Genomic DNA, 14,518 nt, shown 5'->3' on the forward strand with positions numbered 1-14,518 from the left:
CTATGTTTTATGGAGTAACTGATATAACTACATACCTTCTTGGGGTTGTGTTTATCATTCTGCTTCCTGGCCCAAACTCCTTGTATGTGCTTTCGGTTGCGGCAAGAAAAGGAGTACGTCAAGGCTTCTCTGGCGCGTTTGGCATTTTTCTTGGCGATACTATTCTTATAACGCTAACCTCTCTTGGTGCGGCTAGTGTACTAAAAACCTTTCCAGCACTTTTCATGCTGCTTAAGTATGCTGGAGCTGCCTACCTAGCTTGGATTGGTGTAACGATGTTGAAGTCGGCTATTGGCGTTTTTCTTAAAAGAAATAAGGTCAACTCTTCCTCATTTGACACCTCTTCTGCTCAAGAAGAACGAGGCTTAAATGCGCCATTTAAGAGGGCGCTAGTAATAAGTTTGTTAAATCCAAAAGCAATTTTATTTTTATTGTCATTTTTTGTTCAGTTTGTGGATAAGACATATCCCTATCCTGTCGTCACCTTTTTGATTTTGGGTGGTGCGATACAAATTGGGAGCGTCATTTATCTCTCAACGGTTATTCTCGCTGGAGCAAAATTGGCTAACTATTTTAAAGCAAGATACAAACTTTGCGCCTCTCTGAATGCAGGGGTAGGGGCTTTGTTTCTAGGCTTTGGCGGCAAATTAGCATCCGCAACAATACATTGAATTTTAAGATTTAATCCAACTTGGTTGGATGGCAAACATTTCGAATCAACAATTATTAGACATCGATACAATCGACGAGTGAGTAAGCATGCCTAAACGTACAGACATACAACGCATCCTAATTATTGGCGCAGGTCCTATCATCATTGGGCAAGCGTGTGAATTTGACTATTCCGGTGCACAAGCGTGTAAAGCTCTGAAAGAAGAAGGTTATACCGTTATTTTGGTGAACTCTAATCCTGCAACGATTATGACGGACCCAAATATGGCAGATGTGACCTATATTGAGCCAATTACTTGGCAAATGGTCGAAAAAATTATTGAAAAAGAGCGTCCAGATGCAATCCTGCCAACAATGGGTGGTCAGACTGCGTTGAACTGTGCGCTTGATTTATGGCGTAATGGCGTTTTAGATAAATATAACGTTGAACTCATTGGTGCAACGCCAGAAGCAATTGATAAAGCGGAAGATCGTCTTAAGTTTAAAGATGCCATGACCAAAATTGGTCTAGGCTCAGCTCGTTCTGGTATTGCTCACTCTCTAGAAGAGGCAATGAAGGTTCAGCAGACTGTTGGTTTCCCTGTCATTATCCGTCCTTCATTTACCATGGGTGGCTCTGGCGGTGGTATTGCATACAACGTCGAAGAGTTTGTGGAAATTTGTACGCGTGGATTGGACTTGTCTCCAACTAATGAGCTGTTAATTGAAGAGTCTCTACTGGGTTGGAAAGAGTATGAGATGGAAGTTGTCCGTGATAAAAAGGACAACTGTATCATCGTGTGCTCAATCGAAAACTTTGACCCTATGGGTGTGCATACTGGTGACTCTATCACCATTGCCCCTGCTCAAACATTAACGGATCGTGAATATCAATTACTTCGTAATGCTTCTCTAGCGGTATTACGTGAAATTGGTGTTGATACTGGTGGTTCGAATGTTCAATTCTCAATCAACCCACGCGATGGTCGTATGGTTGTGATTGAGATGAACCCACGTGTTTCACGTTCATCTGCATTGGCATCTAAAGCAACTGGTTTCCCAATTGCAAAAATTGCTGCAAAACTAGCTGTTGGTTATACGCTAGATGAATTGAAAAACGATATTACAGGTGGAAAAACCCCTGCTTCGTTTGAGCCGACAATCGATTACGTTGTTACTAAGATCCCTCGATTTGCATTTGAAAAGTTCCCACAGGCAAATAGCCGTTTGACTACTCAAATGAAGTCTGTAGGCGAGGTAATGGCAATTGGCCGTACTTGGCAAGAGTCTTTGCAAAAGGCATTGCGTGGTCTAGAGACAGGCATGTCTGGCTTAGATGAAAAGACGACCGATCGCGATGTAATTGAACAAGAAATCGCTGAACCAGGTGCAGAGCGTCTTTGGTATGTGGCTGATGCGTTCCGCATTGGCATGTCAATGGATGAGATTTTCCAGCTGACAGCAATTGACCGTTGGTTCTTGGTTCAAATTCAAGACTTAATCAACGACGAAAATAATCTTCGTGGTAAGCAGATTGACGATCTAAATGCGGATGATTTGCGCAGATTAAAACGCAAAGGCTTCTCTGATCGTCGTTTAGGTGCATTGTTAGAAACAGATCAGAATGCGGTTCGTAAAGCTCGTCATGCACTAAATATTCGCCCAGTATACAAGCGTGTAGATACATGTGCTGCAGAGTTCTCTACAAATACAGCATACATGTATTCGACTTATGAAGAAGAGTGTGAATCACAGCCTTCTGATAAGAAGAAAATTATGGTGCTAGGTGGTGGTCCAAACCGCATTGGGCAAGGTATTGAGTTTGATTACTGTTGTGTTCATGCGGCCTTGGCGATGCGTGAAGACGGTTATGAAACGATTATGGTTAACTGTAACCCAGAAACCGTATCGACTGACTACGATACTTCTGACCGTTTATATTTCGAACCGCTAACACTCGAAGATGTACTTGAAGTGGTTGCGTTAGAAAAGCCGGTTGGCGTTATTGTGCAGTATGGTGGCCAAACCCCATTAAAATTAGCACGTGCACTAGAAATGAATGGTGTGCCAATCATCGGTACTACGCCAGATATGATTGATGCTGCAGAAGACCGTGAGCGTTTCCAAAAACTGCTACACGAACTGGGATTGAAGCAGCCGCCAAACCGTACAGCTCGTACAGCACCTGACGCGATTGTTCTTGCCAATGAAATTGGCTATCCATTGGTTGTTCGCCCATCCTATGTGTTAGGTGGCCGTGCCATGGAAATTGTTCATGAGCAATCCGATCTTGAGCGTTACATGCGTGAAGCAGTGAAGGTGTCAAATGACAGTCCTGTTTTGTTGGATCGTTTCTTGAACGATGCAACTGAAGTGGATGTTGATGCGATTTGTGATGGTGAAGATGTGCTAATCGGCGGGATTATGGAGCACATTGAGATGGCCGGTGTTCACTCTGGGGATTCGGCTTGTTCACTTCCTCCATATAGCCTTCCTGCGAGCATTCAGGACGAACTACGTCGCCAAACAGTTGCAATGGCAAAGGCGTTAAATGTAGTTGGTTTAATGAACGTACAGTTTGCCATTCAAGGTCAAGGCGATGATGCCGTTGTTTATGTACTTGAAGTAAACCCACGTGCATCTAGAACAGTTCCGTTTGTGTCCAAAGCAACAGGGCTTGCATTAGCAAAAATTGCTGCTCGAGTAATGGCTGGTCAATCGCTGAAGTCGCAAGGTGTGACTGAAGAAGTAATTCCACCTTACTATTCAGTGAAAGAGGCTGTCTTCCCGTTCATTAAATTCCCTGGCGTAGATGTTATTCTTGGGCCTGAAATGAAATCAACAGGTGAAGTCATGGGCGTTGGCGATACGTTTGCAGAAGCGTTCGTAAAATCTCAGCTAGCTGCTGGTGTTAACTTGCCAAAATCTGGCAATATTTTCATCTCTGTTAGACCAAATGATAAGTCGCTTGCTGTTGAAGTCGCTGCAATGTTGGCAAAAACGGGCTTTAGCATCTTGGCGACCAAGGGCACTGCCGCTGCTATTCGTGAAGCCGGAGTAGAGGTAACGACTGTCAACAAGGTAATGGAAGGTCGGCCTCACATTGTGGATATGATCAAGAATGGTGAAGTGGCCATGATCATTAATACGGTTGAGGAACGTAAGCAGGCAATTAAAGATTCGTTTGCAATCCGCCAAAGCGCGCTTCAAGGTAAGGTGACTTATTACACTACTATGTCAGAAGCGAAAGCGGCAGCAATTGGTTTGCAACACATGACTGAATTGCAAGTTTATTCTGTCCAAGGTCTACATAAGAAATTAGCTAGCATGTAAAAACCCCTTACTTAGTAAGGAAAAAAACGCTAGAATTAAGAAATTAATTTGTCTGAATACATGCCGCCGAGCTTAATTGCATCGGCGGTTTGTGTTTTTATAGACTAGTACATTGTCTACTAAGTCTTGATATACAGTAAGAAAAGCAGGAGTAGTGTGAAATGCAAAAGATCCCTTTAACCGTAAATGGTGCAGAGTTATTAAAAGCAGAATTGCAACGTCTTAAGTCTGTAGAACGTCCTGCAGTTATTCAGGCGATTGCAGAGGCTCGTGCTCAAGGTGATCTATCTGAGAATGCAGAATACGATGCGGCAAAAGAGAAGCAGGCGTTTGTTGAAGGTCGTATTATGGAGATCGAAGGTAAGTTATCAGTAGCTACAGTTATTGATCCTACTACCTTGGATGCTGAAGGTCGTTGCGTCTTTGGTGCAACAGTAGAACTAGAAGACTTAGAATCAGGTGATGAAGTACGTTACCAGATTGTTGGTGATGATGAGGCAGATATTAAACTTGGTAAAATCTCTGTATCAAGCCCTATTGCTAGAGCCCTGATTGGTAAGTCAGCTGGTGATGTGGCAGAGGTTCAAGCACCAAGCGGTATTCGAGAGTATGAAATTTTAGACGTTTTATATATTTAATATAAATTAATTCGATTCGGCAGGAACAAGTAATGGATGCTGTGAGAAAAGTAGTTGAAACATTTTGGGTTGGGACACTGCTTTTTGTTGCGCTATATATGACGTGGTTGATGTACCATGAGCGTCCTACAGGCATCTACATGGCTCAGCATTTGTTTCCTGCCGCTTCATTTATCGGTGTGGTTGCTGGTATTATTTTATTAATTAGCACAATATGGTCAGTGGGTGCTAAAGGGATGAAAGCCCTATCATTTTGGATAGTGGTATTGATGCTCCTAATGTCAGCAATTAATTTTGTGGGTGTACCAGCATTACTGGTGCGTTTTGGTATGGATGCAAACTTTAAGTTATGGCATGCAATCGGGATGATTGTCTACCTGATGGAGTGTGCATTAGGAGTGGTATTAATCGTACAACGCCGTTAAAACGACATTGCACGATATCCCAACATCTAAGCTTAGCGCTTGCTGTTACTTTTGAGTTTTGGAGAAGCCGTTTTTCCTGGTGCAGATGCTCTGACTAGATTTTGTTTGGTCAAAGAAATCTTTGGGTTTTCAGGGTGCGGCCTATAAATAACAAGTAATTTGCCAATATGCTGAACTTGTGCTGCATCTAGTTGATTGCAAATATCTTCAAATAACTGAACGCGAACTTCTCTTTCATCAGAGAAAACACGGATTTTGATGAGTTCATGAGCGTCCAGATTAACGGCAATTTCACGAATCACAGCATCAGTTAGCCCGTTTTGGCCAATCATCACTACTGGATTCTTTCCGTGCGCTTCTGCACGTAGTACTCTACGTTCTGTAGGGGTAAGTTCTAGTTTCATTTTGTTCGTTTCAAACCAATAAAGCGTTATTCTAAAGTATGGCACAAAACAAGACCAGTAAAGCATGGGTTCATCGACATATAAATGATCACTGGGTACAACAGTCCCAGGCAAAAGGCTATCGATCTCGAGCCGCCTTTAAATTATTAGAGATTAATGAGAAAGATAAACTGTTCAGAAGGGGGATGATGGTCGTTGACCTTGGCTCCGCTCCTGGTAGTTGGTCTCAGGTTGCCAGAGAGTTAATTGGTGAAGAGGGTAAAGTATTTGCATTAGACATTTTGCCAATGGATCCAATACATAAAGTGGACTTTATCCAAGGCGATTTTCGTGAAGAGTCTGTGTTTAGGCAATTAGAAAATTTGCTAGGTGGAAAGCAAATTGATCTTGTAATTTGTGATATTGCCCCAAATTTAAGTGGTAACAAGATTACAGATCAAGCAAGAAGCTTTTACTTGAATGAGCTGGCGTTAGATTTTTGTGCAAAATGGTTAAAACCAGGTGGTTGCTTCGTGGTGAAAGTATTCCAAGGAAGTGGCTACAATGATTATGTGAATTTGATGAAAGAGCATTTTCAGCAGGTGTTAACTAGAAAACCTAAAGCCTCACGTGATACGAGTACTGAGCTATATTTATTGGGTAAATCTTGTCTTCCTCAGCTACCATCAGATCTTGATGAGATGCTATAGTAAAACATGAACTGAACTTTGAGATTTTCCTGCCGTCAGACATATAAAATCTCTAAATGTCGATGGTAAGAAGGGTGCGACCTTGAATAATTTTGGTAAAAATCTTCTAATTTGGGTTGTGATTGGCGTTGTGCTAATGACAGTCTTTAATGCTTTTAGCAAGTCATCCGCGGATAGGAATGTAGTGGATTACTCCGCTTTTCTATCTGACGTGCGAGGTGGAAAGGTACAGTCCGCAGTTATCGAGGGAAGCCCTTTTGATGGACAGACGATCTCAGGAAAAAGGACTGATGGTTCAGAGTTTAATACAACAGCACCATTTGATTTCCGCCTAATTGATGATTTAGTAAAATACAAAGTGGCTTTTAAAGTTAAGCCTGAAGAACGTTCGCTTCTAAAGACATTGCTAATCAATTGGGCGCCAATGCTCATTTTCATTGGCGTATGGATTTATGTAATGCGTCAAATGCAGGGTGGCGGCAAAGGTGGTGCTTTCTCGTTTGGCAAAAGCCGCGCTCGTATGTTAGATGAAAATAATAATTCAATTACTTTCGCTGATGTTGCTGGTTGTGATGAAGCAAAAGAAGAAGTCTCTGAATTAGTCGATTTCCTGAAAGACCCTTCAAAATTTCAGCGCCTAGGTGGCCATATTCCTCGTGGCGTCTTGATGGTAGGCAGCCCTGGTACAGGTAAAACCTTGCTAGCTAAGGCAATTGCAGGTGAGGCGAAGGTTCCTTTCTTTTCAATTTCTGGTTCTGATTTTGTCGAGATGTTTGTCGGTGTGGGTGCAGCTCGTGTCCGTGACATGTTTGAGAACGCGAAAAAGAATGCGCCATGCATTATCTTTATTGATGAGATTGATGCGGTCGGTCGTCAGCGTGGTGCGGGCCTTGGTGGCGGTAATGATGAGCGTGAACAAACTCTTAACCAAATGTTGGTTGAGATGGATGGCTTTGAGGGGACAACGGGTGTTATTGTTATCGCAGCGACAAACCGTCCAGATGTACTTGATCCAGCGTTATTACGTCCAGGCCGCTTTGACCGTCAAGTAGTGGTCCCACTTCCGGATATCCGTGGTCGTGAACAAATTCTAAATGTTCATATGCGCAAAGTACCATTGTCGAATGATGTTCGTGCAGACATTATTGCGCGTGGAACGCCTGGCATGTCAGGTGCAGACTTGGCAAACTTAGTGAATGAAGCGGCTTTATTTGCTGCACGAGCAAATAAGCGCCTTGTTGATATGGATGACTTTGAAAAGGCTAAAGACAAAATCTTTATGGGCCCTGAACGTCGTTCAATGATTATTTTGCCGGAAGAGAAGAAGAAAACTGCTTATCACGAATCTGGCCACGCAATCATTGGTGCTGTACTTCCAGAGTGTGATCCGGTTCATAAAGTAACCGTTATTCCTCGTGGACGTGCGCTGGGTGTGACTTGGTCGTTGCCAGAGGAGGATCGTTTCAGCTTGTATAAACAACAAATGTTAGGTCAAATTTGTATGTTGTACGGCGGTCGTGTTGCAGAAGAAATCTTTACATCAGATATTTCTACCGGCGCTTCAAATGACTTTGAACGTGCTACAAGTATCGCTAGAGATATGGTCACTCGATACGGCATGTCAGATTCATTAGGCCCAATGGTATATGGGGAAAATGATGGGGAAGTGTTCTTGGGACGATCAGTAACAACGCACAAGAATATGTCTGAACAGACAATGCAACGTGTTGACGCTGAAATCCGCCGCATTTTGGATGAGCAGTATGCTAGAGCGCAAGAAATCTTGACCACTAATCGTGACAAGGTTGAGGCAATGACCGCTGCGTTACTTGAGTTTGAGACGATTGATGCAGAACAGATCGAAGATATTATGCAAGGTCGTCCTGTAAGATCACCACATGCAAGCAAAAATGGTGGCGATAAACCAATGAGTGGAGGTACACCAAGTTCTCCATTGCCAGCCACAGATGGAGAGGGTGAGTCTACTCCTGCTGCTGGGCTTTAATTCGTCTTGAAGAGTTTCAAAAAGAACGCATTGACATAGTCAATGCGTTTTTCTATTTGTGAGATAGCAATGAACAATATTTATTGTGGTCGTTTTAATTTGGCAGCAAATAAGCCGATTGTAATGGGTATCGTCAATGTGACGCCTGACTCCTTTTCTGATGGTGGGAAATTTAACTCACTAGATAGGGCGTACGCACATGCGATGACTTTAGTTGAGAGTGGTGCTCAAATCTTAGATATAGGCGGAGAGTCTACAAGGCCTGGCTCAGAGTCAGTAAGTGCTGAAGTTGAGATTGATAGAGTGCTACCCTTATTGCATAAGCTGCGTGATGTTGGTGTTCCACTTTCATTGGACACGAATAAAACCGAAGTGATGAAGGTCGCTATCGCAGATGGCGTTGTTGACATCATTAATGATGTTAATGCATTAGAGGCTGATGGAGCCGTTGACGCAGTATTAAATAGCAAAGTGGCTGTTTGTCTGATGCATAAAAAAGGCACGCCTAAAACCATGCAAGAGGCGCCTGCTTACTATGATGTTGTCAATGAAGTTTATAATTACCTGCTAAACAGAGTTTCTGTGCTAGAAAAAGCAGGTTTTCCAAGAGACAACATTTGGATTGATCCTGGGTTTGGCTTTGGAAAAACATTAGAACATAATATAGAGCTAATGAAGGAAATGAAGAGGTTTCTTACTTTTTCATTACCTGTATTAGTAGGGGTTTCAAGAAAAACAATGATCGGTCAAATGACAGGTTTGCCTGTTGAAAAGCGCGTAACACCAAGTGTTGTCGCTGCTTTAATTGCCGCTAAAGAAGGTGCGCACATTCTTCGGGTCCATGATGTAGAAGAAACGGTTTCAGCGCTAAAAGTTTGGGAGATGATGGCGTGAGCAGAAAATATTTTGGTACAGATGGTGTGCGTGGACGAGTTGGCGAGTATCCAATCACCCCAGAGTTCGCATTAAAACTTGGTTACGCTGCAGGAAAAGTTTTCTCTGCAATGGAAAGCCGTCATTCCTCTGGTGAGCGTCCTGCTGTAATTATCGGAAAAGATACGCGAGTTTCTGGGTATATGTTAGAGGCAGCCCTGCAGGCGGGTTTAACCGCTGCCGGAGTAGATGTTTACTTGGTCGGACCTTTGCCAACACCCGGGATCGCATATTTGGTACGTGCACTAAGATTACATGCAGGCGTAGTAATTAGTGCATCGCATAATCCATTTTTTGATAATGGAATAAAGTTTTTTGGCCCTGGTGGTTGGAAGCTGCCTGATGAAACAGAATTAGAAATTGAGGCGTGGCTGGATAGGCCACTTGAAGTGACTTCGTCAGAAATAATGGGGAAAGCAACGCGAATCAATGATGCGAAAGGACGTTACATTGAATTTTGCAAAAGTACATTCTCTAATGATTTAGACCTACGGGATTTAAAAATTGTAGTCGACTGTGCTCATGGTGCTACATATCAGGTCGCACCGAGTGTATTCCACGAATTGGGGGCACAAGTTATCGCCATGGGTAATCAACCAAATGGCTTAAACATCAATGAAGGCTGTGGCGCTACATCGGTTAAAGCACTTCAAAATAGAGTTATTGCAGAATCTGCTGACTTAGGGATTGCACTGGATGGTGATGGAGATCGTCTCATCATGGTCGATGAGAATGGCGATGTCTATGATGGTGATCAATTAATTTATTTGATTGCTACTGCAAGAGCAGCTAGAGGACTTTTAAAAGGTGGCGTGGTCGGGACATTAATGACGAACATGGCTATTGAGGTGGCTTTAAAAGAGCGAGGCATTGAATTTGCAAGAGCAAAAGTTGGTGACCGTTACGTATTAGAGTTGCTTCAGCAGAACGAATGGCAAGTTGGCGGAGAAAGTTCCGGTCATGTACTTTGTTTAGATAAGCATTCTACAGGTGATGGAATTGTTTCTGCGTTGCAAGTCTTAGAAGCATTAATTACAACGAATAAAACCCTCTCTAAATACGCGTCTGAAGTTGCACTTTTTCCGCAAACAATGATAAACGTGAAAATGCCTAAAGGTTTTGATTTCCAAAATAACCAGCCCATCCAGGCGTGTTTAAATGATGTTTTAGTTGAATTAAATGGAAATGGGCGTGTATTACTGCGTCCGAGTGGGACAGAGCCAGTTATTCGAGTGATGGTGGAAGCCAAAGAAGCCGCTCTTGCATTGGCTTGTGCAAACAAACTAGCAAAAGCAGTTGAAGAGGCTGTTGCTTAATATCATTCATTTTCCTGAAATATTTCAGAGTTGTCACATTACTGTAATTTTTCATCTCTATGATTAACGCCAGTTGCACCTCAGGGTGGCTGGCGTTTTTTTATGATGCTTCTTTCAAGCTAGTCAACTAAGCAGTTTGCAAATAGCAAATGAAATAGAACTACAAACGAATGATTACGCATCAAAGGTGAGTCAAGCGATGAAAGTTATGGATTCCATGAGTTTAAATTTACAAGAGCAAGCGGTGGGTACTCAGGTTAAAGCGGAAGCTAAAAACCTGAACTTCTATTACGGTAACTTTCATGCGCTTAAAAGTGTTAGTTTGCCAGTCTATGCAAACAAAGTGACGGCATTAATTGGCCCTTCTGGATGTGGTAAGTCTACATTTCTTCGCTGCTTTAACCGTATGCACGATTTGTACCCAAATAATAAATATGAGGGTCAAATCAATCTCTTGCCAGATGGCGTAAATATCTTAGACAACAATATTGACCCTATCGAAGTACGCATGCGTATCGGCATGGTTTTTCAAAAACCAAACCCATTTCCAAGATCGATCTATGAAAACGTCGCGTATGGTTTACGTATTCGTGGCGTAAAAAATAAAGCGTTGATTGATGACAAAGTGGAAGAGTCTTTGCGTGGTGCTGCCTTGTGGGATGAAGTGAAAGATCGTCTAAACAACATGGCATCAAACTTGTCCGGTGGTCAGCAGCAGCGTTTGTGTATCGCTCGTGCATTAGCAACAGACCCAGAGTTGCTTTTATTTGATGAGCCAACATCTGCGCTAGATCCGATTGCGACAGCAAGCATTGAAGAATTGATGACCGAGTTGCAGTCTCGCGTAACCATTTTGGTTGTTACGCACAACATGCAGCAAGCGGCACGTGTTTCAAACTATACGGCATACATGTACTTAGGCGAAATGATCGAGTTTGATCAGACAGACAACATCTTCACTAAGCCAAAGAAAAAACAAACTGAAGACTATATTACTGGACGCTTCGGTTAATTTGTAATCAAGTTTTAATAAATAGTATTTACATTTGCGCTTCAATTTAAATTAAAGGAATTGACAATGAAGTTTTTAAAAGCGACTGTTTTGGCTGTGGCTGGTTCTATGAGTGCAGTGGTTTTTGCTGCCGATATTACTGGTGCCGGTGCAACATTCCCATATCCAATCTATGCAAAATGGGCTGATGCATACAAGACCAAAACAGGTGTTGGCTTAAACTATCAAGCAATCGGATCTGGTGGTGGCATCAAACAAATCACTGCAAAAACAGTTGATTTTGGTGCATCTGACATGCCGCTAACACTTGAAGAGCAAAACAAGGCCGGTCTGACCCAGTTCCCAGCGATCGTTGGTGGTGTTGTGCCAGTAACTAACTTGGAAGGTATTGTTGGTGGTCAGCTACGTCTTTCTGGCGAAGTGCTAGCAGATATCTACTTGGGTAAGATTAAAAACTGGAGCGACAAAGCTATTGTTGCTTTGAACCCTGGTGTTAAAGTTCCTGATCAAAACATCGTTGTTGTACGTCGTTCTGATGGTTCTGGTACATCTTTCATTTTCACTAACTACCTTTCTAAGGTAAGTGAAGAATGGAAAACAAAAGTAGGCGCAGGTACTGCTGTTAACTGGCCTGAAGGTGTGGGCGGCAAAGGTAACGAAGGCGTTGCTTCTTACGTGCAGCGTATCAAAGGTGCGATTGGTTATGTAGAGTTTGCTTATGCTAAAAAAGCAAAAATGGACTACATCGCAATGAAGAACAAAGATGGTCAATTTGTTCAACCAGACGATGCAACATTCCAAGCCGCTGCAGCATACGCAGACTGGTCAAAAGCGCCAGGGTTCTACGAAATCTTGACTAACGAACCAGGCAAAACCAGCTGGCCAATCACAAGCGCATCATTCATCTTGATGCAAAAAGTGCAAGATAAGCCAGAAAATGCGCTAGCAGTACTAAAGTTTTATGACTGGGCATTGAAGAACGGTGGTGCAAGTGCACGTGAACTAGATTACGTGCCTCTGCCAACCGCGCTTATCAAGCAAATTCAAGATAGCTGGACAGCAAACATCAAGGATGCAGCTGGTAAGCCAATCTGGAAATAATTCCACGATAAGCGAGCAGTAATAGGGTGGGTGAGAGTATCGCCTACCCATCTCTTATTTAGCATTCTGGAGTGACTTGAATGCAAAACGCAGCAAAAAGTATGGATATTGAGATGACTAATCCATTGGCGTATAAGGCGCTTGTGGCCGAAGAAAGTAGAAAAAATAAGGCTTTCAAGTATCTGGCCGTGGCAATGGCATTGGTAGTGTTGCTCATCTTGGGGGCAATTGTACTTTCACTGCTCACTGGCGCTGTGCCGGTAGCAAAAGAATTTGGGATTGGATTTTTATTCTCTAAAGAGTGGGATCCGGTTCAGCATATTTATGGTGCATTACCAGCTATTTATGGCACGCTAGTGACGTCAGCAATTGCACTATTGCTTGCTTTGCCCATCAGTTTGGGTATCGCTGTGTTCTTAACCGAATTGTGCCCGATAAAATTGCGCGGCCCGATTGGTACGGCAATTGAATTGTTGGCCGGTATTCCAAGTATCATTTATGGAATGTGGGGCTTGTTTATCTTAGCGCCATTTTTGTCCGAGCATGTTCAACCAGCAATGACTGAGTGGTTTGGTGATCTTTGGCTGATTGGACCATTATTTCAAGGCCCACCGATTGGTATTGGTATCATGCCCGCAAGTATTGTTTTGGCAATTATGATTATTCCATTCATCAGTTCGGTAATGAGAGATGTGTTTACCGTAGTGCCTGCAACCTTAAAAGAGTCGGCATATGGTTTGGGTGCAACTACCTCCGAAGTGGTGTGGGATATTGTTTTACCGTATACCCGCGTTGGTGTGGTTGGTGCGGTCATGCTTGGGTTGGGCCGTGCGCTAGGTGAGACAATGGCCGTTACCTTTATGATTGGTAACGCAAATGAAATCAATCTATCTTTGTTCGAGTCTGGAAATAGCATTGCATCGTTACTAGCAAATGAATTTGCTGAAGCAGCTAATCCACTTCATATTTCATCTTTAATTACGCTCGGTCTGATCTTGTTCGTCATTACGTTCATTGTGCTAGCTGCTGCTAGAGTGATGATTGCAAAAGCAGAGAAAAAAGAAGGGGTTCGCTAATATGGTTGCTAGTACAAAAGGACTAATTCGCGAAAATGAATTAGGACAGTTCAAAAAGCGCAAATTTAAAAACGCCATGTTGATGGCCGCATCGATCTTAGCAACAACGATCGGACTATTCTTCCTTGTTTGGATCCTGTTTACTCTGCTTGAAAGAGGACTGGGTTCAATGAGTATGGACTTGGTGACAAAGATGACTCCGCCACCAGGTTCAGATGGTGGTTTGCTGAATGCAATTGTTGGTAGTTTGTTGATGATTGGTGTTAGTACATTAATTGCCGCGCCAGTAGGGGTGATTGCTGGTATTTACCTTGCTGAATATGGTAAAAAAAGCAAACTTGCTAATACGATTCGCTTCATCAATGACATCTTGCTATCGGCGCCATCAATCGTAGTTGGCTTGTTTATCTATACGGTGATCGTCGCGACCTTCCAGCAATTCTCAGCTTGGGCTGGTTCGCTAGCGTTGGCAATTATTGCGATGCCAATCATTGTTCGTACAACTGAAAATATGCTGCTGCTTGTACCAACAGAAATGCGTGAAGCAGCATACGGTATGGGGGCTTCACAGCGAAAAACAGTTTTTACTGTTAGTTTGGTTGCTGCCAGGAACGGTATATTGACGGGTATTTTGTTGGCAATTGCTCGTATTAGTGGTGAGACGGCTCCGTTACTGTTTACCGCGTTAAATAATCAGTTCTGGAATTTGAATATGTCGCAACCGATGGCTAACTTGCCGGTTGTGATATTTCAGTACGCAATGAGTCCATATGAAAACTGGCAGGGAATTGCATGGGCTGGTGCTGTGTTAATTACGCTTGCCGTATTAACCTTAAACATTGCGACGAGAATTATTTTTAGGCAAAGTAAAGGTTAAGTGAGTCAAACTCGACTCAAAGATTAAAAGTAGTTAAATACAAGTGATAGAATAACAG

The 14,518-nt window shown here is 42.8% G+C and carries 13 protein-coding genes; 12 read left to right on the top strand and 1 reads right to left on the bottom strand.

Annotated features, from left to right (window positions below; all coding sequences use genetic code 11):
- Positions 1–2 precede the first annotated feature (2 nt).
- From leuE to LIN78_RS01655, 4 genes are all read left to right on the top strand, one after another.
- Positions 3–671: a leucine efflux protein LeuE gene (gene leuE / locus LIN78_RS01640; RefSeq protein WP_227177823.1), complete on the top strand. Its 669-nt coding sequence runs from the start codon at positions 3–5 to the stop codon at positions 669–671.
- A gap of 88 nt (positions 672–759) precedes the next feature.
- Positions 760–3,984 (top strand): carbamoyl-phosphate synthase large subunit, encoded by a 3,225-nt coding sequence (gene carB / locus LIN78_RS01645; protein WP_227177825.1) that lies wholly within the window; start codon positions 760–762, stop codon positions 3,982–3,984.
- A 161-nt stretch (positions 3,985–4,145) separates the two neighbouring features.
- Positions 4,146–4,622, top strand: a complete 477-nt coding sequence (gene greA / locus LIN78_RS01650; protein ID WP_227177827.1) for a transcription elongation factor GreA — start codon at positions 4,146–4,148, stop codon at positions 4,620–4,622.
- Between the two features lie 32 nt (positions 4,623–4,654).
- Positions 4,655–5,047 (top strand): hypothetical protein, encoded by a 393-nt coding sequence (locus tag LIN78_RS01655; protein ID WP_227177829.1) that lies wholly within the window; start codon positions 4,655–4,657, stop codon positions 5,045–5,047.
- A 32-nt stretch (positions 5,048–5,079) separates the two neighbouring features.
- Here the strand turns inward: LIN78_RS01655 and yhbY are convergent, their stop codons facing one another.
- A complete protein-coding gene (gene yhbY / locus LIN78_RS01660) occupies positions 5,080–5,451 on the bottom strand; it encodes a ribosome assembly RNA-binding protein YhbY (protein ID WP_227177831.1) in 372 nt (123 codons plus the stop codon).
- A 38-nt stretch (positions 5,452–5,489) separates the two neighbouring features.
- Here yhbY and LIN78_RS01665 point away from each other — a divergent pair, with 38 nt between their 5' ends.
- The 8 genes from LIN78_RS01665 (at position 5,490) to pstA (ending at position 14,460) form a co-directional block, all read left to right on the top strand.
- The gene (locus LIN78_RS01665) at positions 5,490–6,140 is read left to right on the top strand and encodes an RlmE family RNA methyltransferase (protein WP_227177833.1); all 651 of its coding nucleotides are present in this window, start codon (positions 5,490–5,492) and stop codon (positions 6,138–6,140) included.
- An 82-nt stretch (positions 6,141–6,222) separates the two neighbouring features.
- Entirely contained in the window at positions 6,223–8,145 is a 1,923-nt protein-coding gene (gene ftsH, locus LIN78_RS01670) for an ATP-dependent zinc metalloprotease FtsH (RefSeq protein ID WP_227177835.1), read from the top strand.
- A gap of 42 nt (positions 8,146–8,187) precedes the next feature.
- Positions 8,188–9,039 (top strand): dihydropteroate synthase, encoded by an 852-nt coding sequence (gene folP / locus LIN78_RS01675; RefSeq protein WP_227177837.1) that lies wholly within the window; start codon positions 8,188–8,190, stop codon positions 9,037–9,039.
- Positions 9,036–10,394, top strand: coding sequence for a phosphoglucosamine mutase (gene glmM, locus LIN78_RS01680; protein ID WP_227177839.1), 1,359 nt, complete (start codon positions 9,036–9,038; stop codon positions 10,392–10,394). The genes folP and glmM overlap by 4 nt, the downstream gene beginning before the upstream one ends.
- Positions 10,395–10,593: 199 nt before the next feature.
- A complete protein-coding gene (pstB, locus tag LIN78_RS01685) occupies positions 10,594–11,406 on the top strand; it encodes a phosphate ABC transporter ATP-binding protein PstB (protein WP_284700237.1) in 813 nt (270 codons plus the stop codon).
- A gap of 66 nt (positions 11,407–11,472) precedes the next feature.
- Positions 11,473–12,507 carry a phosphate ABC transporter substrate-binding protein PstS gene (pstS, locus tag LIN78_RS01690; protein ID WP_227177841.1) on the top strand — a complete coding sequence of 345 codons (1,035 nt, stop codon included), beginning with the start codon at positions 11,473–11,475 and terminating at the stop codon, positions 12,505–12,507.
- A gap of 80 nt (positions 12,508–12,587) precedes the next feature.
- Entirely contained in the window at positions 12,588–13,583 is a 996-nt protein-coding gene (gene pstC, locus LIN78_RS01695; RefSeq protein WP_227177843.1) for a phosphate ABC transporter permease subunit PstC, read from the top strand.
- A 1-nt stretch (position 13,584) separates the two neighbouring features.
- A complete protein-coding gene (gene pstA / locus LIN78_RS01700; RefSeq protein ID WP_227177845.1) occupies positions 13,585–14,460 on the top strand; it encodes a phosphate ABC transporter permease PstA in 876 nt (291 codons plus the stop codon).
- Positions 14,461–14,518 lie beyond the last annotated feature (58 nt).

It is taken from the genome of Leeia speluncae, from assembly GCF_020564625.1.
In the GTDB taxonomy this organism is placed as follows: domain Bacteria; phylum Pseudomonadota; class Gammaproteobacteria; order Burkholderiales; family Leeiaceae; genus Leeia; species Leeia speluncae.